At 75.2% G+C, this 20,624-nt stretch carries 20 protein-coding genes; 5 read left to right on the forward strand and 15 right to left on the reverse strand.

Features of this window, described 5'->3' with window-relative positions:
• The first annotated feature begins 55 nt into the window (after nt 1-55).
• Together ABD946_RS32040 and ABD946_RS32045 are read left to right on the forward strand one after the other, a co-directional pair.
• Nucleotides 56-1,648, forward strand: coding sequence for an alpha/beta hydrolase (locus ABD946_RS32040; RefSeq protein WP_345289122.1), 1,593 nt, complete (start codon nt 56-58; stop codon nt 1,646-1,648).
• Nucleotides 1,649-1,702: 54 nt separating this feature from the next.
• Nucleotides 1,703-2,122: a VOC family protein gene (locus ABD946_RS32045; RefSeq protein ID WP_345289123.1), complete on the forward strand. Its 420-nt coding sequence runs from the start codon at nt 1,703-1,705 to the stop codon at nt 2,120-2,122.
• 7 nt (nt 2,123-2,129) lie between these two features.
• On the opposite strand, the gene ABD946_RS32050 is transcribed toward ABD946_RS32045, so the two are convergent.
• The 4 genes from ABD946_RS32050 to trxA form a co-directional block, all read right to left on the reverse strand.
• Entirely contained in the window at nt 2,130-2,486 is a 357-nt protein-coding gene (locus ABD946_RS32050; protein WP_345289124.1) for a DUF488 domain-containing protein, read from the reverse strand.
• Nucleotides 2,487-2,627: 141 nt separating this feature from the next.
• A complete protein-coding gene (locus ABD946_RS32055) occupies nt 2,628-3,011 on the reverse strand; it encodes a VOC family protein (RefSeq protein WP_345289126.1) in 384 nt (127 codons plus the stop codon).
• A gap of 83 nt (nt 3,012-3,094) precedes the next feature.
• Entirely contained in the window at nt 3,095-3,718 is a 624-nt protein-coding gene (locus ABD946_RS32060) for a pyridoxamine 5'-phosphate oxidase family protein (RefSeq protein ID WP_345289127.1), read from the reverse strand.
• Nucleotides 3,719-3,757: 39 nt separating this feature from the next.
• Nucleotides 3,758-4,075, reverse strand: coding sequence for a thioredoxin (gene trxA, locus ABD946_RS32065; RefSeq protein WP_345289128.1), 318 nt, complete (start codon nt 4,073-4,075; stop codon nt 3,758-3,760).
• Between the two features lie 139 nt (nt 4,076-4,214).
• Here trxA and ABD946_RS32070 point away from each other — a divergent pair, with 139 nt between their 5' ends.
• Complete coding sequence (locus tag ABD946_RS32070) at nt 4,215-6,956, forward strand: alpha/beta fold hydrolase (RefSeq protein ID WP_425558753.1); 2,742 nt, start codon at nt 4,215-4,217, stop codon at nt 6,954-6,956.
• Entirely contained in the window at nt 6,953-7,858 is a 906-nt protein-coding gene (locus ABD946_RS32075; RefSeq protein WP_345289129.1) for an ABC transporter permease, read from the forward strand. The genes ABD946_RS32070 and ABD946_RS32075 overlap by 4 nt, the downstream gene beginning before the upstream one ends.
• Before the next feature lie 10 nt (nt 7,859-7,868).
• Here ABD946_RS32075 and ABD946_RS32080 read toward each other — a convergent pair whose 3' ends face one another.
• The 11 genes from ABD946_RS32080 to ABD946_RS32130 form a co-directional block, all read right to left on the reverse strand.
• The gene (locus ABD946_RS32080) at nt 7,869-8,996 is read right to left on the reverse strand and encodes an LLM class flavin-dependent oxidoreductase (protein ID WP_345289130.1); all 1,128 of its coding nucleotides are present in this window, start codon (nt 8,994-8,996) and stop codon (nt 7,869-7,871) included.
• 5 nt (nt 8,997-9,001) lie between these two features.
• On the reverse strand, nt 9,002-9,514 hold the full coding sequence (locus tag ABD946_RS32085; protein WP_345289131.1) for a flavin reductase family protein: 513 nt from the start codon (nt 9,512-9,514) through the stop codon (nt 9,002-9,004).
• A complete protein-coding gene (locus ABD946_RS32090; RefSeq protein WP_345289133.1) occupies nt 9,511-10,287 on the reverse strand; it encodes an alpha/beta hydrolase in 777 nt (258 codons plus the stop codon). Before ABD946_RS32090 ends, ABD946_RS32085 begins: the two co-directional genes overlap by 4 nt.
• Nucleotides 10,284-11,450 carry an LLM class flavin-dependent oxidoreductase gene (locus ABD946_RS32095; RefSeq protein WP_345289134.1) on the reverse strand — a complete coding sequence of 389 codons (1,167 nt, stop codon included), beginning with the start codon at nt 11,448-11,450 and terminating at the stop codon, nt 10,284-10,286. The genes ABD946_RS32090 and ABD946_RS32095 overlap by 4 nt, the downstream gene beginning before the upstream one ends.
• Before the next feature lie 58 nt (nt 11,451-11,508).
• On the reverse strand, nt 11,509-12,672 hold the full coding sequence (locus ABD946_RS32100; RefSeq protein ID WP_345289135.1) for an acyl-CoA dehydrogenase family protein: 1,164 nt from the start codon (nt 12,670-12,672) through the stop codon (nt 11,509-11,511).
• A gap of 26 nt (nt 12,673-12,698) precedes the next feature.
• Nucleotides 12,699-13,670 (reverse strand): ABC transporter ATP-binding protein, encoded by a 972-nt coding sequence (locus ABD946_RS32105; protein WP_345289137.1) that lies wholly within the window; start codon nt 13,668-13,670, stop codon nt 12,699-12,701.
• On the reverse strand, nt 13,667-15,577 hold the full coding sequence (locus tag ABD946_RS32110) for a dipeptide/oligopeptide/nickel ABC transporter permease/ATP-binding protein (RefSeq protein WP_345289138.1): 1,911 nt from the start codon (nt 15,575-15,577) through the stop codon (nt 13,667-13,669). Before ABD946_RS32110 ends, ABD946_RS32105 begins: the two co-directional genes overlap by 4 nt.
• A complete protein-coding gene (locus tag ABD946_RS32115) occupies nt 15,574-16,602 on the reverse strand; it encodes an ABC transporter permease (protein WP_345289140.1) in 1,029 nt (342 codons plus the stop codon). Before ABD946_RS32115 ends, ABD946_RS32110 begins: the two co-directional genes overlap by 4 nt.
• Nucleotides 16,599-17,966, reverse strand: coding sequence for an ABC transporter substrate-binding protein (locus ABD946_RS32120; protein ID WP_345289141.1), 1,368 nt, complete (start codon nt 17,964-17,966; stop codon nt 16,599-16,601). Before ABD946_RS32120 ends, ABD946_RS32115 begins: the two co-directional genes overlap by 4 nt.
• A gap of 595 nt (nt 17,967-18,561) precedes the next feature.
• Nucleotides 18,562-19,278, reverse strand: coding sequence for a DsbA family protein (locus ABD946_RS32125; RefSeq protein ID WP_345289142.1), 717 nt, complete (start codon nt 19,276-19,278; stop codon nt 18,562-18,564).
• A complete protein-coding gene (locus ABD946_RS32130) occupies nt 19,275-19,694 on the reverse strand; it encodes an RrF2 family transcriptional regulator (RefSeq protein ID WP_345289144.1) in 420 nt (139 codons plus the stop codon). The genes ABD946_RS32125 and ABD946_RS32130 overlap by 4 nt, the downstream gene beginning before the upstream one ends.
• Nucleotides 19,695-19,922: 228 nt before the next feature.
• On the opposite strand from ABD946_RS32130, the gene ABD946_RS32135 reads away from it, so the two are divergent.
• On the forward strand, nt 19,923-20,468 hold the full coding sequence (locus ABD946_RS32135; RefSeq protein ID WP_345289145.1) for a cupin domain-containing protein: 546 nt from the start codon (nt 19,923-19,925) through the stop codon (nt 20,466-20,468).
• Nucleotides 20,469-20,624 lie beyond the last annotated feature (156 nt).

The following is a 20,624-nucleotide window of genomic DNA, read 5'->3' on the forward strand; positions in this document are numbered from 1 at the left end:
GCGAATTGAGTCGAACGGCGTACCAAGACTTGGTCAAGTCCCTATGGTCTGGACCATGTTGATGATTCGTCAGAAGGTCGTGGGTGGACTCACCGCGCTGACCCTGGCCGTCGGCCTCGGCGCCGTGGCCGTCCCCGTGGCCCAAGCCGCGCCGGCGGCAGCGAAGTTGGTCTGGAAGGACTGCCCGCCGGAGGCCGGCTGGCCGCCGCACGACCCCCGGATGCTCTGCACCACCGTCACGGTGCCGCTCGACCACCGCAGGCCGAACGGGCGCACCATCGAGATCGCCGTCTCCCGGATCGCCACCGCCAAGCCCGGCTTGCGGCGCGGCGTGCTGCTGCACAACGGCGGCGGCCCCGGCACCCGCAGCCTCCACCTGCCCAGCGCCTACGCGCAGGTCTACCCGCAGGAGGTGCTGGACCGCTACGACCTGATCGGCTTCGACCCGCGCGGCATCGGCCACAGCGCCCCGCTCACCTGCGGCCGCACCGAGGCCGGGCTGCCGACCGAGAAGGTGCTCCCCTTTCCGGCGCCGGACGGCTCGATCGCACCGAACGTCGCCTTCGGCAAGGCGCTCGCCCGGGACTGCCTGGCCAACGGCGGGGACGTGCTGCCGTACGTCACCACCGCCAACACCGCCCGCGACATGGACCGGATCCGGATCGCGCTCGGCGAGCGGAGGATCTCCTACTTCAGCGGCTCGTACGGCAGTTACCTCGGCACCGTGTACGCGCAGCTCTTCCCGGAGCGCGCCGACCGCTTCGTGCTGGACAGCCTGGTCGACCCGGCCCGGATCTGGCACGGCATGTGGTCGCTCTGGGACAGCGGGGCCGAGCTGCGCTTCGGCGACTTCGCCGCCTGGGCGGCGGAGCGCGACGGCGAGCTCGGCCTGGGCGCCACGCCGGCCGAGGTGCGGGCCGGATTCCTGGCGCTGGCGGCGCGGTTGGACCGCACCCCCGGCCACCACCCCGACGCGGGCGAGGTGAACGGCAACCGCTTCCGGATGCTGTACCGGGGCCTGTCCATCCACACCGCGCTCTTCCCGGAGATCGCCGCCTGGTGGCGCTACCTGGACGGGACGGACGCGCAGGCGCCGGCCTGGTACCCGAGGGTGGTCGAGGAGGGGATCCCGGCCGACAACGAGGTGGCCGCGATGCTCGCCGTGGTCTGCGGGGACGTGCGGTGGAACCGCGATCCGGCGTCCTACCAGCGGGAGGTGACGGACCACCGGCGGCGATACCCGCTGCTCGCCGGGATGGGCGCCAACGTGTTCCCCTGCCTGTGGTGGAACGACCCGGTCGAGCCGCCGGTGCGGATCACCGACCGGGGGCCGGCGAACATCCTGCTGCTGCAGAACCTGCGCGACCCCTCCACCCCCTACGCCGGTGCGCTCGGGCTGCGCGAGGCGCTGGGCGGGCGGGCCCGGATGGTGACGGTGGACGCGGGCAACCACGGGACGTACGACCCGGAGGCGCCGTCCTGCGCGATCGCCGAGACGCACCGCTTCCTGGTCACCGGGCAGCTCCCCGCCCGCGACCGGTTCTGCCGCCCCGACCCGGTGCCGGCCGGGACGGACGGGGCGGGCGGGGCGCCCGGTGCCGCGAAGGCGGGCGGCACGGCGGCGTTGTTCGCGCGCGGAATGATCTGAACGGACGTCAGGTTGTCGGCTCCGTAACCGAGATCACCGGGTGAGGAGCCGACGATGTCCGAGGAAACCCCTGTCCGCCAGCTGCGGCTGGTCGTCACCGCCGCCGACTACGAGGCGGCGCTGCGCTTCTACCGCGACGAGCTGGGGCTGGCCGAGCAGGCGGCGTTCGCCTCGCCGGACGGCCGGGTCACCATCCTGGACGCCGGCCGGGCCACCCTGGAGATCACCGATCCGGGGCACGCGGAGTTCATCGACGAGGTGGAGGTCGGCCGCCGGGTGGCCGGGCACCTGCGGGTGGCCTTCGAGGTGGACGACTCCCCGGCGGTGACGGCGCGGCTGGCGGCGGCGGGTGCCCGGGTGCTGGCCGAGCCGGTCCGCACGCCGTGGAACTCGCTCAACTCGCGCCTGGAGGGCCCGGCCGGTCTGCAGCTGACCCTCTTCACCGAACTCGGGGAGGACGGGACGGTCGCCTGAGGCGGTGTCAGGCCAGCAGCTCGCGCAGGACGGCCGCGTGGCTGCTGTCCAGGTCGCCCTTGGAGGCGGTGAGCAGCACGATCGGCCCGTCGGCGGCCAGGGCGCGCAGCCCGGTCAGCGCCTCCTGGGCCTCCGGTGCTTCCAGCTCGGCGAGGTAGCGCTCGCGGAAGGCGGGGAAGCCGCCGCCCTCGTGGTACCAGCGGCGCAGCTCGGTGGAGGGCGTGAGCGCCTTGGGCCAGGAGTCCAGGGCGGCGTCCTCCTTCTTGATGCCGCGCGGCCAGAGCCGGTCCACCAGGACGCGGGCGCCGTCCTCGGGGCGGTGCGGGTCGTAGACCCGGGCGAGGTGGACGGGGTGACGGGGCATCGGGCTCGCCTTCGCGCTGCGGGACGGGTGTCCGCAGCGTATCCGCGGGCGGCGGCCGAGCCTGGTAGGCGGGGCGCCCGGAGCGGCACGGGCGCCCCGCCGGCCTCGGGAGGGGGAGGCGGGAGAGGTCGGGTGGGCGGGTCAGGCGGTCGCGGCGCGTTCGGCGGCGCTGCGCTCGACGCAGAACTCGTTGCCCTCGATGTCGGCCATGGTGACCCAGCCGGTGCCGTCCGGTCGGCGGTGGTCGGCGACGACGGTGGCACCGATGGTCAGCAGGCGCTCCACCTCCTCGTCGCGGGTGCGGTCCGAGGGCTGGATGTCGAAGTGCAGGCGGTTCTTGACGGTCTTCCCGTCCGGGACGGCGATGAAGAGGATCTCGATGCCGTTCGGGGTGACGAGCAGCGCCTCCGGATCGCCGGGGAGGTCGTCGTCGGCGAGCTTGGAGTCGAGGACCTCGGCCCAGAAGTTGCCGAGGACGTAGGTGTCGGCACAGTCGACGGTGATGTGGTGCACAAGGGAAGCCATGGCGGTCACTATGGCGGCTGGTCAGGTACGCGTCCACCCGATTTGCGGGCGGCTCCGGGTACCTGACCAGCGCCGACGGCCCGTCAGTTGTCCTTCTCCGCCTTGAGGGCGGCGAGCTCGGCCTCCAGCGAGGCGATCTTCTGCTGGTAGTGGTTCACGGTGGCCCGGACGTTCTCGATCGGGAAGAGCTGCGGGATGTGCTGCGGGCAGTTCCAGTCGTAGGCCTCGACGGAGATCAGCATCGCCCGCTCCGGGTGGGCCCGGTAGCCCTCGGGCTTGAGCCGGGCCACCAGCTCCTGGTCCTCGGAGGCCTCCACCGCACGGGCCCGGCCGTAGATCTTGAGCCGGGTGCTGTTGGCGTAGTCCATCAGGAAGAGGGCGACCTTGTCGTCGTGGTCCATGTTGCCCCGGCTGATGTACTGGCGGTTGCCGCGGAAGTCGGCGAAGGCCAGCGTCCGGTTGTCCAGCACCTGGAGGAAGCCGCGCGGGCCGCCCCGGTGCTGGATGTAGGGCCAGCCGGACTCGCCGACGCTGGACAGGTAGAAGCTGTCCCGGGCGCCGATGAACACCCGCTCGTCCGGGCCGAGCAGGACGGGCCCGGCGGCGGGGCCCGAGGTGCGCGGTCCGTAGGCGCGCAGGCTGCCGTTGCGGCGCTGGTGCTCCTGCACCTTCGGGGAGAAGGCGATCTCGGCGTAGCGGTCGGCCATGGCCGTGTCCTCTCGGGGAGTTCGGGGGGAGCCGGGTGGTCAGAGGTGGGGGTCGAGCTCGGCCATCACGGCCGCGGCGGGCATGGCCCCGAGCAGCTCGTGGACCACCTCGCCGCCCTTGAAGAGCTTCATCGCCGGGATCGCCCGGATGTCGAACTGCTCGGCCAGGCCCGGGTTCTCGTCCACGTTGACCTTGACCACCGTCAGCCGGTCGGCGTGCTCGGCGGCGATCCGGTCCAGCACCGGGCCGACCTGGCGGCAGGGGCCGCACCACTCGGCCCAGAAGTCGACCAGCACGGGCTTGTCGCTGCTCAGCACCTGCTCGGCGAAGGTCGCGCCGTTCACGTCGGTGGCCATCGGGCACCCTCCCATCGGTCCGTTCTAACTGCTGTCAGGATCTACAACGGTTAGTCCGGCCGATCCATTCCCGGACTGAACGGAGTCCGGGGGCGGGTGGGCGCTTACAAGCTTCCTACCTGCCGGGCGGCTAGGGTCGATGACCATGGGACTCGGTGGGGCGTGGCGTCGCCTCGGGCAACGGAAGTGGTGGGCCGCCGGGGCGGCGCTCGTGGTGCTCGCGGGCGGCGGTGCGGCGGTGGCCGCCGTCGGCGGCGACGAGGTGGCGGTCCGTCAGGAGGCGCAGCGGCTGGACATGCCGGAGGCGCCGGGCAGTGCGGAGCGGGTCTCCGTCGACACCTCCTTCTTCACCGCGGGCGGCGGCGGGCGGCGCCCCGCGGTGCTGCTGGCGCACGGTTTCGGCGGCTCCAAGGACGGCGTCCGCGAGCAGGCCGAGCGCCTCGCCCGGCAGGGCTACGCCGTGCTCACCTGGTCGGCCCGGGGCTTCGGCGAGTCCACCGGGCGGATCGGCCTGGACGCGCCGGACCGCGAGATCGCCGACGTCGGACGGCTGGTGGACTGGCTGGCCCAGCGCCCCGAGGTCCAGCTGGACGCCCCCGGCGACCCCCGGGTGGGCATCAGCGGCGCCTCCTACGGCGGCGGGGCCGCACTGCTCGGTGCCGCGTACGACCGGCGGATCGACGCCGTGGCCAGCCAGGTGACCTGGTGGAACCTCAATGAGGCGCTGTTCCCCCAGGCCGCAGGTCAGGGTGACGGCGTCTTCAAGAAGCTGTGGGCCGGGATCTTCTTCACCACCGGCTCGGCCGGCGGACTGATGCCGGGTCAGGGCGAGCCGCGGCAGGACGGCCCGGTCGGCTGCGGGAAGTTCTCCGACGAGCTCTGCGCGATGTACGACCGGGTGGCCACCAGCGGGCGGACCGACCCCGAGGCCGTGAAGCTGCTCGACCGCTCCAGTCCGTCCAGCGTGGCCGACAGACTGAAGGTGCCCACCCTGGTGGTCCAGGGCCAGCAGGACTCGCTCTTCCCGCTCGACCAGGGGGACAAGATCGCCAAGGCGGTGGCCGCCAACGGCGCGCCCGTCGCGGTGGACTGGTTCGCCGGCGGGCACGACGGCGGCACCGAGGGCAGCGAGCGGGTCGAGCAGCGGGTCACCTCCTGGTTCGACCGGTACCTGAAGAAGGACGAGGCCGTCGACACCGGCCCGGCGTTCCGGGTGACCAGGACCGGCGGGCTGGACTCCACCGGCTTCGAGGCGGTGCTGCGCGGCGCGAGCGCCGACGCCTACCCGGGCCTCGGCGGCACCGCCACCCGCACGGTGGAGCTGACGGGCCGTGAGCAGGCCGTGGCCAACCCGCCCGGCGGGGCCCCGCCGAACATCTCCGCACTGCCCGGCATCGGCGGCGCCCTGGGCAGCCTGTCGGCGGCGGCCGGCGGCACCGGCGGCCTCAGCCTGGCGATCGACTTCCCCGGCCAGTACGCCTCCTTCGACTCCGCGCCGCTGGACTCCGCGCTGCGGCTGACCGGCGCGCCCACCGTCCCGGTGCGGGTGCAGGCCGACCGGCCGGACGCGGTGCTGTTCGCCAAGCTCTACGACGTCGGCCCGGACGGCGGCCAGGTGCTGCCGCAGCAGCTGGCCGCACCGCTGCGGGTCACCGACGCCGCGCAGGGCCGCACCGTGACGGTCCAACTCCCGGCGGTGGAGCACGAGTTCGCTGCCGGCCACCGGCTGCGCCTGGTGCTGGCCAGCAGCGACCTCGGCTACGCCACCCCGGTCGAGCCGGCCACCTACCGGATCTCGGCCGCCGGGCCGCTCACCCTGCCGACCGTGGCCGGACTGCGCACCGAGGCCGCCCCGCTGCCGAACCGGGTCTGGGTGCTGCCGCTGATCGCGGTGCTCGCGGCGGTGCTGCTGCTGGTGCCGTACCGGCGGCTGCGCCGCTCCGGCGGGCCCGCGTACGACCCCGCGCTGGCCGGGGTGCCGCTGGTGATCGAAGGCCTGAGCAAGCGCTACCACGGCGCCGCCGACCGCTACGCGGTGCGCGACCTCGGCTTCCGGGTGGAGCGCGGCCAGGTGCTCGGCCTGCTCGGGCCGAACGGCGCGGGCAAGACCACCACGCTGCGGATGCTGATGGGCCTGATCCGCCCCGACGCGGGCGGGATCCGGCTGTTCGGCCACGCCGTCCGGCCGGGCGCCCCGGTGCTCTCCCGGGTCGGTGCCTTCGTCGAGGGCGCGGGCTTCCTGCCGCACCTCACCGGGCGGGCCAACCTGCGGCTGTACTGGCAGGCCACCGGCCGCCCCGAGCAGGACGCCCACCTGGAGGAGGCGCTGGCCATCGCCGACCTGGGCGAGGCGCTGGACCGCGCGGTGCGCACCTACTCCCAGGGCATGCGCCAGCGCCTGGCCATCGCCCAGGCCATGCTCGGCCTGCCGGAGCTGCTGATCCTGGACGAGCCCACCAACGGTCTCGACCCGCCGCAGATCCGCGAGATGCGCGAGGTGATGATCCGGTACGCGGCCGGCGGGCGGACGGTGATCGTCTCCAGCCACCTGCTCTCCGAGGTGGAGCAGAGCTGCACCCACCTGGTGGTGATGGACCGCGGCAAGCTGGTCACCGCCGGGCCGGTGGCGGAGATCGTCGGCGCCGGCGAGCTGCTGCTGGTCTCCACCCCGATGCCCTCCGCCGCCGCCAAGGTGGCCGAACTGCCGGGAGTGGCCTCGGCGGAGGAGGTCGAGCAGGGCGTGCTGGTCCGGTTGGACGGGCTGACGGTGGGTGAACTGGTGGTGGAACTGGTGCGGTTGGGCGTTCCCGTGGAGGGCGTGGGGCCGCACCGGAGGCTGGAGGACGCCTTCCTGGCGCTGATCGGAGGAGGAGCGGCATGACGACCGCGGTGGAGCAGGAGCGCCCGGGCGGCGACGGTGGCGGCGACGGCGGGCCGGGCCGCGAGCAGGCGGCGGGCTACCGGCCCGGCCGCACGCTGCCGCTGCGGGTGGAGGCGGTGCGCCAACTCCGGCGCCGCCGCACCCTGGTGATCGGCGGCGTGCTGGCGGCGCTGCCCTTCATCGTGCTGGCCGCCTTCCGGCTGGGCGGCAACGAGCCCGGCCGGGAGGGGCGGACCAGCTTCATCGAGCTGGCCACCGCCTCCGGCCTCAACTTCTCGGTGACGCTGCTCTTCATGGGCACCGGTTTCCTGCTGGTGATCCCGGTCGCGGTCTTCTGCGGCGACACGGTGGCCTCCGAGGCGGGCTGGTCCTCGCTGCGCTACCTGCTGGCCGCCCCCGTGCCCCGGATGCGGCTGCTGGCACGGAAGCTGACGGTGGCGCTGGCCTTCTCGGCCGGTGCGGTGCTGCTGCTGCCCCTGGTCGCCCTGCTGGTGGGCACCGCCGCCTACGGCTGGGGCGACCTGCGGCTGCCGACCGGCGCGGTGGTCCCGGCGGGCGAGGCGCTGCCCCGGCTGGCGATCGCCATCGCCTACGTCTTCCTGGCCGAACTGGTCGTCGCCGCGCTGGCGTTCTGGCTCTCCACGGTGACGGACGCCCCGCTCGGCGCGGTCGGCGGGGCGGTCTTCCTCTCCATCATCACCGGCGTGCTGGACGCCGTCACCGCCCTCGGCGGCCTGCGCGCCTGGCTGCCCGCACACTGGCAGTACGCCTGGGCCGACGCGCTCCAGCCGAAGCTGGAGTGGGGCGGCATGCTCCAGGGCGTCTCGCTCTCGCTCTCCTACGCGGTGGTCCTCGTGGCGCTGGCCTTCCGCGGCTTCGCCCGCAAGGACGTGGTGTCCTGACGGCGCGCCCTCACGAGGGCTTCCACAGGCCGCGGGCGGCCAGCAGCGGGAGCACGTTCTCACCGACCCAGTAGGCCTCCTCCAGGTGCGGGGCGCCGGAGAGCACGAACTCTTCGATGCCCAGCCGGTGGTACTCCTCGATCAGGTCGGCCACCTCGGCGTGGCTGCCCACCAGGGCGGTGCCCGCCCCGCCGCGCACCAGGCCGATCCCGGCCCAGAGGCCGGGCGAGACCTCCAGCCGCTCGGCCGAGCCGCCGTGCAGCAGCCGCATCCGCCGCTGGCCCTCGGATTCGCTGCGGGCCAGCGCCTCCTGGGTGGCGGCGATCCGGGCCGGGTCCATCCCGGCCAGCAGCCGCCGGGTCTCGGCCCAGGCGGCCTCGGATTCGTCCCGGCTGATCACGTGCAGCCGGATGCCGAAGCGCGGGCTGCGTCCGTGCCGGGCGGCGGCCTCCCGGACCAGGGCGATCTTCTCGGCCACCATCGCGGGCGGCTCGCCCCAGGTGAGGTAGACGTCCGCGTGCCGGGCGGCCACCTCGACCGCCTCGGGGGAGGAGCCGCCGAAGTAGACCTCCGGCACCGGCTCGGGCAGGCGGGTCAGCTCCGCTCCCTCGACGCGGAGATGGGCACCGTGGTGGTCCACCCGCTCGCCCCGCCAGAGCCGGCCGGTGATGTCCAGGAACTCACCCGTGCGGGCGTAGCGGCCCGCCTTGTCGAGGAAGTCCCCGTAGGCGCGCTGCTCGGCTGACTCGCCGCCGGTGACCACGTTGAGCAGCAGCCTGCCGCCGGACTGGTTCTGGTAGCTGGTGGCCATCTGGGCGGCCAGGGTCGGGCTGAGCTGGCCCGGGCGGAAGGCCACCAGGTACTTCAGCCGCTCGGTCACCTGGGTCAGCATCGCCGTGGTGAGCCAGGCGTCCTCGCACCAGGCCCCGGTCGGGGTGAGCGCCCCCGTGAAGCCCAACTGCTCGGCGGTGCGGGCGATCTGGCCGAGGTAGGCGATGCTCGGCGGCCGGTCCGTCCCCGCCGTGCCGGGGGTGGAGCCGTGGCCGCCGCCGACCACCTGGCGGCTGTCGCCGGTGGTCGGCAGGAACCAGTGCGCGGTCAGCGTCCCGGGGCTCGGGGGCCCGGAGGTCGGCGCCACCGGGGTCAGCCCCTCGGGTCGGCGGCGAACCCGCCGTAGCCGCCGTCGTGGTGGACCAGCGGCGCGCCGCCGTCGGTGTCGGCCGTCACCACCTCGCCGACCACCAGCAGGTGGTCGGCGACCGGGGTGATCTGCACCGTCCGGGCGGTCAGCCGGGCGGCGGCTCCCGGGAGCAGCGGGGTGCCGTGCGGGCCGGTGTGCCAGCCCGTCCCGGCGAAGCGGTCGATGCCGCTGCGGGCGAAGCGGGTCGCCAACTCCCGCTGCCCGTGGCGCAGGACGTGCACGGTGAAGGCCTCGGCGGCCCGGACGGCCGGTGCCGAGGAGGCGGTGGCGGAGACGTAGAAGGAGACCAGGGCCGGGTCCAGGCTGACCGAGGTGAAGGAGGTGGCGGTGAAGCCGGCCGGTCCGGCGGGGCCGGTGGCGGTGATCACGGTGACCCCGGAGGCGTACTGGCGGAGGGTGGAGCGCAGCAGGTCGGCCGGGGTCGCGGTGGCCGGGCGTTCGTCGGTGGTGGTCATGCCGGGGCTCCTTCGGTGCGCGCGGGCGTCACGGTGGTCAGCTGGGCGGGGAGGTGCGGGCCGCCGCGCAGGCGCTCCAGCCACTGCACCACGGCGGCCGCGACGCTGCGGTGCGGGGCGTCGTTCAGCGCGTCGTGGCGGCCGTCGGTGACCAGCACCAACTCGGCGCCGAGGCGCGCCGCGTGGCGGTGCGCGGTGGCGGGCGGCGAGACCGGGTCGGCCGCGCCGTGCAGCAGTAGGACGGGAAGGGCGGGGGCGGCCCGGCCGGCGGCCTGGGCCAGGGCGGCCGGGACGGGTTCGGCGAGTGCGCCGGGGCGGTAGTCGGGGTCGGTGTCGAGCAGGCCGCGGTGGGCAGGGCAGGCCGTTCGGGCGGTCAACTCGTCATCCTGGGGGATGAGTTCCGTGGACGGAAGGCCGACGAGCAGCAGGCCGTCGGGTGCGGCGACCTCGGCGGAGGCCAGGGCGTGCAGGGCCCCGGTGTCCGAGCCGGCCAGCACGACCGGTGCACCGTCCGGGAGTTGGGAGCGGGCCTCGGTGACCCGCTCGGCCAGCTGCCCGGGGGCTTGCGGCAGCGCGGCGACCCGGTAGCCGTCGAAGGCCAGCCGTCGGCCGAACCGGCCGTACACGCCGGGGTGTTCGCCCCGGCCGGGGAGCAGCAGCACGGCGCCCCGGAGCGCCGCCCCGGCGGCCGGCTCCCAGACCACGGCCTCGGTGGGGCCGGTGGCGGCGGTCGCGGTCGCGGTGGTGGCGGCAGTCGTGGTCGCGGTGCTCATCGGGCGGCCACCGCGTGCTCCGCGCGGGCCTCGGCCTCGCCCTGCGCCGCCGCCTCACGGACCTTCAGGGCGTCCCGGCGGGCGACCTCCTGACGGACCAGCGGCAGCAGCTCGCGGCCGTAGTCGACCGCGTCGTCCAGCGGGTCGTAGCCGCGGATCAGCAGGGTGGTGGCGCCGATGTCCACGTAGTCGAGCAGGGCCTGGGCGACGGTCTCCGGGGTGCCGACCAGCGCGGTCGAGTTCCCGGCCGCGCCGGTGGCCGCGGCGGGTGCGGTCCACAGCGCCCGGTCGTGCCGGTCGCCCTTGGCGGCGGCGGCCAGCAGGCGCTGCGAGCCGACGTTCTGCGGGGTGGCGCCGGGGCCGACCGGGAGCACCTGGCGGCGGCCGCCGAAGACGTCGGCGCGCTCCTTGACGGTGGCCAGGATCCTCTCCGCCCGCTCCCAGGCCTCCTCCTCGGTGCGGCCCAGGATCGGCCGGAAGGAGACGCTGATGCCCGGGACGTCGGTGCGGCCGGCAGCCGCGGCGGCTTCGCGGACCGAGGCGATCTGCTGGGCGGTCTCGGCCAGCGGCTCGCCCCAGAGCGCGAAGGTGTCCGCGTGCTTGCCGCCGACCCGGTAGGCGGCCTCGGACGAGCCGCCGAAGAACAGCGGGATGCCCTGCTCCCTGGCCGGCCGGACCTCGGACTTGAAGTCGGCGAAGCGGTAGTACGGACCCTCGTGGTCGAAGGGCTCCTCCTCGGTCCAGGCCCGGGTGAGCACGGTCAGGTAGTCGTCGGTGCGGGCGTAGCGCTCGTCCTTGGAGAGGTAGTCGCCGTCGCGGCGCTGCTCGGCGTCGTGGCCGCCGGTGATGATGTGCACGGCCACCCGGCCGCCGGAGAACTGGTCCAGGGTGGCGAAGGTGCGGGCGGCCACCGTCGGGGCGATGAAGCCGGGGCGGTGGGCGATCAGCAGGCCGAGCCGCTCGGTGTTCGCGGCGGCGTACGCGGCGACCTGGTTGGGATCGGGGCTGGCGGAGGAGTGGGCGACCAGGATCCGGTCGAAGCCGGCCTCCTCGTGGGCCCGGGCGAACCGGCGGGTGTAGTCCGGGTCGACCACCGGGCCGTGGGCCGGGCGGGTCTCCGAGACGTCGTGGGTGGAGATCATGCCGATGAACTCGACGGACATGGCGGACTGCCTTTCGGGGCGGCGGGGCGGCGGGGCGGTGGGGTGGTCGGAGGGGGCGTCAGAGGGAGGCGGGGAAGGGGCGGAGCAGGGCGGCCCGGCCCCGGGCGAGCAGGACGGTGTCGTCCTGCGGGGTGTGCACCCGGCTGCAGAGCACGTCGCGCAGGTGGCGCTGGAGCGGGTGACGGCGGGTCAGGCCGGGGTTGCCGGTGAGGGCGACGGCGCGCTGTACGGAGTCGACGGCGGCCCGGGTGGCGAGCAGTTTGGCGCCCGGGCCCTCCTCGGCGGCCCGCGGGTCGCCCAGGTCCACCGACTCGGCCAGGGCGGTCACCAGCCGTTCCGCTCCGGTGAGTTCGACCTCGATGCCGCCGAGTTCGCTCTGGAACCGGGGGAGGGTGGCGAGCGGGGCGCCGAGGGCGGTCGGGGTGCGCTCGTGCAGGAAGCCGGTGAGCCAGGACTGCGCGGCCCGGGCCACGCCCAGGTAGAGGGCGGCCAGGCCGAGCGAGTTCCAGGCGCCGCCGAGGGCGTCCCGGCCGCCCGCCGGGTCGGGGACGGTCAGCCGGGCGGTGTGGTCGAGCGGGACGCGCACCGCGTCGAACAGCAGGTCGTCGCTGCGGCTGGCCCGCAGCCCGAGGTGGTCCCAGGTCGGCTCGACGGTGATCCCGGGGCGGTCGGCCCGGACCAGGAAGGAGCCGACCCGGGGCTCGGCCTCCTCGGTGCGCGCCCAGACCAGCAGCCAGCGCAGTGCGGGGGCGCCGGTCGAGTAGATCTTGCGGCCGGTCAACTCCCAGGCGTCGCCCACCCGCCGGGCCACCGTGGCCGGCAGACCGCCGCGGACCGGGGTGCCGAGTTCGGGCTCCACCCGGACGTGGTTGACCAGGGTCGGGCGGACGGCGGACTCGGCCAGCAGTTCGGCCAACGGCCCGGTGGGCCAGTGCGGTTCGCGGGCCTCGGCGGCGTGGGTGAACAGGGTCATCGCGGTGACCAGGGCCACCGCCGGATCACCGGCCCCCAGCGCGTGCAGGATGCGGACGGTGTCGGCCAGGCCGCCGCCGGGCCCACCGTGGCGGGTGGCCACGGTGGCGGTCAACAGGCCTGCCTCGTGCGCGAGTTGGATCCCCTCGTAGGGGAAGGAGCCGTCCTGGTCGTGCTCGGCGGCCCGGGCCGCCAGGGCGGTGGTGAGCTCGGGCAGCCGGTCGAGTTCGGGCGGACGGAGTGCGGGCATGGGGTGGGCTCCGGGAGCGGGAGGGGTCAACGGGGAAGCCGGGTGCGCCAGTCGGGGGAGTGGTGGCAGGCGACGGAGTGGTCCTCGGCCACCGGCTGCGGTGCGGGGAGCTCGGCGCAGGCCCGGTCGGCGAACGGGCAGCGGTGGGCGAAGGTGCAGGCCGCCGGGCCGGTGATCCCCGGTCCGGGCCCGCGCAGCAGGGCCAGGGCGGCCCGGCGCGACGGGTCCAGGCTCGGCGAGGCGGCGCCCAGCAGGGCGCCGTACGGGTGCGCGGGCCGCTCCAACACCGCCTGGGCGGGGCCCTGTTCGACGATCCGCCCGTGGTAGAGCACGGCGATCCGGTCGGCGATCCCGGAGAGCGAGTCCAGGTCGTGCGAGATCACCACCACGGCCAGGTCCAGCTCGCGGCGGAGCCGGTCCAGCAGGCGCAGCACGTGGTTGCGGTTGGAGGCGTCCAGGGCGCTGACCGGCTCGTCCGCGAGCAGCAGCCGCGGCCGGCCGACGATCGCCCGGGCCACCGAGACCCGCTGCCGCTGACCGCCGGACAGCCGGCCCGGCGTGCGGTCGGCCAACGCGGCGTCCAGGCCGACCAGTTCGAGCGCCTCGCGGACCCGGCCGTCCCGTTCGGCCCGCGGCACGCCGGCCACCGCGAGCGGTTCGCCGACCAGCCGGGCCACCGTCAGGTCCGGGTCCAGCGAGCGCAGCGGGTCCTGGAACAGGTACTGCACCGCGCCGGACCGGCGGACCGCCCGCAGTTCGCGGCCGCGCAGCGCGCCGAGCTCGCGCCCGTCCACGGTGATCCGCCCAGCGGTGACCGGGGCCAGGCCGACCACCGCCTTGGCGAGCGTGGTCTTGCCGGAGCCGGTCTCGCCGATCAGCCCGAGCACCTCGCCCGTGTGCGCCTCCAGGTCCACCCCGGCGAGCACCGGGGTGCGGCCGTAGCCGACCGAGAGGCCGCTGATCCGCAGGGCCGGAGCGGTCCGGGTGGCGGTGCTCATACGGTGGCCTCCGTCCGAAGTCCGTTTTCCTGCCGGGTGGTTGACGTCCCGCCGAGGGCGAGGTCGGCGGCCCGGACGCAGCGCACCCGCCGGTCGGCGCCGGCCGGGGCGAGGGCGACGTCCGCCGCGGTGCAGGCCGCGGTGGCGTACGCGCAGCGGGCGGCGAAGCGGCAGCCGGGGCCGCCGGCGCCGGGCTCGGGCGGGCGGCCCGGGATGACGGCCAGTTCGCGCCGGTCGCGGCGGCCGAGCGAGGCGACCCGCAGCAGCGCCTCGGTGTACGGGTGGGCGGGTGCGGCGACCACCTCGGCGGTGGGGCCCTCCTCGACGATCTCCCCGGCGTAGAACACCAGGATCCGGTCGCAGACCTCGGCCACCACCGCCAGGTCGTGGCTGACCAGCAGCAGGGCCAGCCCGCGCTCCCGGCGCAGCCGGTCGAGCAGGTCCAGCACCTCGGCCTGGACCACCGTGTCCAGCGCGGTGGTCGCCTCGTCGGCCACCAGCAGGCCCGGGTCCTCGGCGACCGCGACGGCGATCAGGACGCGCTGCAGCATGCCGCCGGAGAGCTCGTGCGGGTAGCTGTCGTGGACGGTCTGCGGATCGCGCAGGCCGACCGCCTCGAACAGCTCCACCGCCCGGCGGCGGGCCTCCGCCCGGCTGAGGCCGAGCCGGGTGCGCAGCGGCTCGCCGAGCTGGCGGCCCACGGTGAGCGCGGGGTTGAGGTAGGAGCCCGGGTCCTGGAAGACCGCGCCCAGGCGGTCGCCGCGCAGCCGCTGCCACTGACGGTCGCTCAGGCCGGTCAGTTCGACCGCCGGCGAGCCGCCGTCGGGGGAGGGCCCGAGGGCGATCCGTCCGGCCGCGACCTCCACCCCGGGGGCGAGCAGGCCGAGCACCGAGCGGCAGGTCAGGGTCTTCCCGCTGCCGGACTCGCCGACCAGGCCGACGGCCTCGCCGGGGCGGACGGTGAAGGAGACGTCCCGGACGGCCTCGGTGCGGCCGTGCCCCACCGTCACGTGCAGGCCCTCGACGCGCAGCGCCTCGCCCGTCGGCGGAGCGTCAACCGCCGCCCGCACCACAGGAGTCGGCCGCCGACGGGAGGGCTTCGGCCCGGTGTGGTCGGTGTCGGCCAGCACGTCGGCGAGCAGGTTGAGCGCCCCGATGGTGAGCACGATCAGGGTGGCCGGCACGGCCGGGGCCCAGGGCTGCTGGGCCAGGTAGCCGAGGTCACCGGCCAGCATGCCGCCCCAGGTCGGGGCGGGCGGCTGGACGCCGATGCCGAGGAAGGTCAGCGAGGAGACCGCCAGCAGGCTGGTGGCCAGCGCGTGCGCGGTGGTCACGGCCACTGTCGGCAGTACCTTGCGCCAGGTGTGCACCCGCAGGATCCAGGCCCGGGAGGCGCCCATCAGTTCGGCCGCGGCCACGTACTGGGCGCGGTCCAGGCCGAGCGCGGCGGCGCGCACCACCCGGAAGAACAGCGGGGAGAGCAGCACGCCGAGCGCGACCATCGCCTGGTGCAGGCCGTTGCCGAGCAGGCCGACGGCGGCGATCGCGAACAGCGTGAACGGCAGGGTCATCAGCGAGTCCACCGCCCGCAGCGCCAGCCACGTCCCGGCGGTGCCGAAGCGGACCGAGAGCAGCCCGGGCACCACCCCGAGCAGGGCGGCCACCGCGACCGCCTCGACGGCGGCCAGCACCGAGAGCCCGGTGCCGGCCAGCAGCCGGCTGAGCACGTCCCGGCCGAGGTAGTCGGTGCCCAGCAGGTGGCCGGCCCCGGGGCCGCGCAGGGCGGCGGCGGTGTCCTGGGCCAGCGGGTCGTGCGGGGCGAGCAGCCCGCCGAACAGCGCCAGCAGCAGGACGGCGGCCAGTGCCGCCAGTGCCGCGCGGGCGGCCGGCACCCGCAGCGCGCTCACCGGGCACCCCCGCCGGCGGGGCGGCGGGCCGCCGGGTTGAGCACGTACAGCAGGGCGTCCACCGTGAGGTTGGCGACCAGCACCACCGCGACGGTGACCAGCAGGGTGCCCTGGATCACCGGCACGTCGTGCTGTTCGGCCGCCCGGAGCGAGAGTTGGGCGATCCCGGGCAGGTTGAAGATCCGCTCGGTCACCACGGCGCCGCCGATCAGCACCGGCACGCTCATGCCCAGCACGGTGACGGCGGGCCCGGCCGCGTTGCGCAGCGCGTGTCCGAGCAGCACCCGGCGGCCGGACAGGCCGCGCATCACCGCGCCGGTGGCGTAGTTGCGGCGCAGCTCGGCCACCAGCGAGGTGCGCAACTGCCGGGCGATCCCGGCGGCCGCGTCCAGGCTGAGCGCCAGCGCGGGCAGGACGGCGAACCGCAGCCACTCGCCCGGGTCCTGACCGAACGGCACGTAGCCGCCCGAGGGGAGCAGCCGCAGCTGGACGGCGACCAGGGTGATCAGACCGATGGCGACCACGAAGGCGGGCAGGGTGCCCAGCAGGGTGCAGACGGCGGTGACCGCCCGGTCCACCCGGCCGCCGTGGTCCAGCGCCGCCGCGATCCCGGCCGCGCCGCCCAGCAGCACGGCCAGCAGCAGGGCCAGCCCGGCGATCGAGAGGTCCACCGGCAGCGCGGTGGCGATCGAGTCGGCCACCGGCACGGTGGTGAACCAGGAGACCCCGAGGTCCCCGCCGAGCGCGTGCAGCAGCCAACTGCCGTACTGCACCGGCAGCGGACGGTCCAGGCCGAAGGCGTGGTCCAGCCGGGCGATGTCGGCCGGGGTGGCGGTCTCGCCGAGCACGGCGGCGGCCGGGTTGGCGTCGGAGACCGCGCCGAGGCCGAAGGTGAGCAGCGAGGAGATCAGGAAGACGGTGGCGGTGCCCGCCAGCACCCGCCCGAGCGGACGCGGTGCCCGGGCCGCCCGGCGGAGCAGGGGCGGTGCCCAACCCGCCTTCCGCGGAAGGACGGTGGTGCTCATGACGCGGTCACCCCCTCGAAACGTTGGACCACGGTGAAGGACGGGATCGGCGAGACCGACTTCCGCCGGGCCAGCAGGCGCGGGACGCTGTAGAGGAAGGTGTTGGGCATGGTCCGCACGGCCAGCGCGGTGGCGGCCTGCAGCACCTTCGGGTACTCGGGGGAGTCCAGCGGGGTGCGCGAGACCAGCTCGACCGCCGCCGTCAGCTCCGGCGGGGTGCGCCGCCCCGGGTTCATCAACCCCTGCTCGCCGAACAGCACCTGGAAGGCCTGGGCGGCCGAGTCGCGGCCCGCGAACTGGTCGCTGGCCAGTGCCTTGGAGTGCTGGATGTACATGATCTGGGTGGCCTGGGCGGCCGGGATCACGTCGATCGAGGCCCGGATGCCGACCTCCTTGAGCTGGGCCTGCAACTGCTCGGGCAGGCCCTGCGCGACGGTGGTGGTCAGTGCCAGGTCGACCCCGTTCGGGAAGCCGGCCTCGGCCAGCAGGGTGCGCGCCTTGGCCGGGTCGTACCTGAACGCGTCCGCGAGCGCGGGGTCGTGGCCGACGTAACCCTTCGGGAAGGGCTGGTAGTTGACCTCGCCGTGGCCGAACAGCTGGGTCTTCACCAGGGCCTCGCGGTCGATCGCGTACTTGAGCGCCTCGACCACCTTGGGGTTGTCGAACGGTGCCTTCTCGACGTTGACGTCCAGCACCGCGACCACCAGCGACGGGATCTCCTGCACCTCCAGTCCGGCCGCCTTGGCGGCGGCCACCTGGCTGCCCGGGATCTGCGCCACGTCGAACTGCCCGGACTGCAGCCCGGCGACCACGGTGGTCGCGTCGGGCAGCGGGTGCAGCTCGAAGTTCTCCAGCCGGATCGCGGCGGCGTCCCAGTAGGACGGGTTGCGCCTGAGCACCGCCTTGGCGTTCTGGGTGTACGAGACCAGGGAGAACGGGCCGGAGCCGGCCGGCTTGGTGGCCAGCGCGGCGGCGTCTGCCTCGAAGGCGGCCGGGTTGACCACCATGCCGGTCTTGCCGGCCAGCAGGTTGGGGATCTGGTAGTCGGGCTTCGCGAGTTGGAGCACCACGGTCTGCGGATCGGGGGCGGTGATCTCCTTGACGCTCGCCAACTGCGGGGCCACCAGCGACTTCGGGGCGGTCCGGCCGCGGTCCAGGCTCTTCTTCACGGCGGTGGCGTCCAGCGGGGCGCCGTCCGAGAAGGTCAGGCCGGGGCGGAGCTTGAAGGTCACCGAGCCGCCGTCCGGGCTGTACGACCAGGAGGCGGCGAGCGCGGGTACGGCGTCGCCCTTCTCGTCCAGCTTGGTCAGACCCGCGTACACCAGCGACAGCCCGTGCACGTCCCAGCCGGCCGAGGAGAACACCGGGTCCCACGAAGTCGGCAGTGCCCAGCCCCACTTGAGGGTGCCGCCCGCCGCGCCACCGCCACTGCCGGCCCCGGCCTGCCCGGCGTCGCCGCAGGCGGCGAGGGCCAGCGAGGCGCCGAGGCCGAGGCCCAGGCCGAGCAGGGAGCGTCTGCCGAGCAGCGGGCGGGGGGGCGGAGGAGCTGGTCATGACGGATCGTCACCTTTCGTGGTGGGCACGGGGCAGGCGCGCGTCGGGACACGGCGCGGCGGGGCGCGGTGGACGCGGTGAAGGGGGTGAAGGGGGCGTACCGAAGGGGGTGCGACGGGAGTGTGACGGGGCGGAGCGCGAGGGCGCTACGGGCGGGGCCCGGTCAACAACAGGGCCCGGCGGGCGGCTGGGGAAGCCGCGGCTGCATCGGGTTCATGGCCTCATCCTGGCCAGCCGCGCGACGCGCTGTCAATGGACACCAAAAGGTGTCTGATTACTCCCAGGCTGCTGCAACGCCCCCTCAACACGCCGTTCACAGAGGGACGTTGAGTCGGGCACGGACGGCCGGGGCCCCGCCGCCGCCGGACGGCGGAGCGCTGCGCCGGACCACGGGAACGTGACGTCTCAGTGTCGCGCGGCGACCTCGGCCAGGGCCGTGCGGTACTCCTCGGCCGGGCGCCAGCCCGGCACCACCCGGCGCCCGGCGGGGCCGCTGAACACCAGCGTGGGCAGCGCGTAGCGGTGGCCGTCCTCGGTCTCCTTGGCCCCGCCCGGGTGCGGGCCCGTGCCGCGCAGCCCGATCACCTCGGGGGCGGGCCGCCGCGCCTCGGCGCGGTCCCGGGCCACCCGGGCCCGTACCCGCGGCCCGGCGGCCTCGGCCAGCAGCCGGGCCAGGTCCAGCCCCGGTGCCCCGGCCAGTGCGGCGGCCACCCGCCGCTCGGTGTCGGCCGGTTCGCCCCGGAGGAAGGCGCTCTCCCGCAGCCGCCGCAGCACCTCCTCGGCCACCGCCGGCCCCTGGGCCTCCGCCGCGGCCGCCGCCAGCGCGGACGGCCAGCTGCTCGCCGCCACCCACCGCAGTTCGGCGGCGTGCGGGGCTCCGGTGTGCCCGGCGACGTCGGCCACGTAGCGGCTGAACCAGGCCGCCTCGGCCGCCGGATCGGGCGCCGGCTCCTCGTCCTCGTCGAAGAGGATCGCGAACACCCGCCGGTGCTCCACCGCCCCGCCCCACTCGCGCCGCAGCTCCCGCAGCCGGGGCTCGGCGCCCCAGGACCACGGGCACATCGGATCGGTGAACTCGGCGACCTCCACCGAGCCCGGGGGCGGGGGCGGGGGCGGCGTCATACCGGCGTCACCTGCCGGGCCCGGTCGACCAGGTGGGCCACCGTGGTGCCGGTCAGGATCTCCACGGCGCGGTCCTCCACGCTGCGCCAGACGGCGGGCAGCCCGTGGGCCGGGCCCGGGTAGTCCAGGCCCGCCAACGGCTCCCCGCGCAGGGTGATCACCTCGCCGTCCACCGCGCGCACCACGTCGAGCAGACTGATCCGGTCGGCGGCCCGGGCCAGCCAGTAGCCGCCCTCGCAGCCGCGCTGGCTGCGCACCAGACCGGCCCGGCGCAGCTCGCCCACCACGGACTTGAGGAAGCGGAACGGGATGCCCTGGGCGTCGGCTATGGCCTCGCAGGTGAGCGGGCGGGACGTGTCGCAGGCGAGCTCGACCAGAGCGCGCGCGGCGTAGTCCGCCTTGGCGGAGATATGCATGGGGCGAGTATCCCCCGGCCGGGTGGATGCTCAAGTCCCTTGTCAGGTGCGGGGCGTGGCGGCGGGCCGGAAAGGACACCTCTTGACATCCTTTCGCCGGCGGGCCTAGCGTCCGAACCCGGCCGGGCTTCTCCGCCGGGCGCCGCACACCGCGCGCCCCGGGCCCGTCGCCGCTGCCTGCCGCGTGCCCGCGTGCCCTTGTCCACCGCCCCGTCCCGAGGAGCTGCCATGTCCACCGCCCACCTGCCGGATCGTCAGAGCCGGGCCGCCGGGCCGACGACCGTGGCCGGCACCGGCTTCCACCCGCACCTGCACGAGGGCGAGCCGGTCCCGGCCGGCGGGCTGCGGGCCCGGCTGCACCACGTGAAGGCCGGGGAGCTGGACGGCGACACCGCGCAGACCGGCGGCATGCGGCGGTTCGCGGCGGTCAGCGGCAGGACGGTCGGCTCGGAGAAGCTCTGGATGGGGCAGACCCACGTCGCCCCGTCCACCTCCTCCTCCGACCACCACCACGGCGACTCGGAGACCGCGATCCACGTGGTCAGCGGCCACCCCGAGTTCGTCTTCGTCGACGACTCCTCCGGAACCCCCGAGGAGATCCGGCTGAAGACCGGCCCGGGCGACTACATCTTCGTGCCCCCGTTCGTCCCGCACCGCGAGGAGAACCCGGATCCGGAGGAGGAGGCCGTGGTGGTGATCGCCCGCAGCACCCAGGAGGCCATCGTGGTCAACCTCCCGGGCCTGTACGCGCTCGGTGCCGAGCCGCAGGAGTAGCGTCCTTCCCCCGCGCGGGGGAGGCGTGGGCCGTCCCCCGGGGGCGACGCGGGGGAGCGGGTCTGCGCGGGATCGTCGTGGTGGCGCACAGGGGGTGCGCCGCCGCGAGGAGATGAGGGACCGTCATGCGCAAGGTACTTCCGGTGATCGCCCTGG

It is taken from the genome of Kitasatospora albolonga (genome assembly GCF_039535905.1).
GTDB lineage: Bacteria > Actinomycetota > Actinomycetes > Streptomycetales > Streptomycetaceae > Kitasatospora > Kitasatospora albolonga.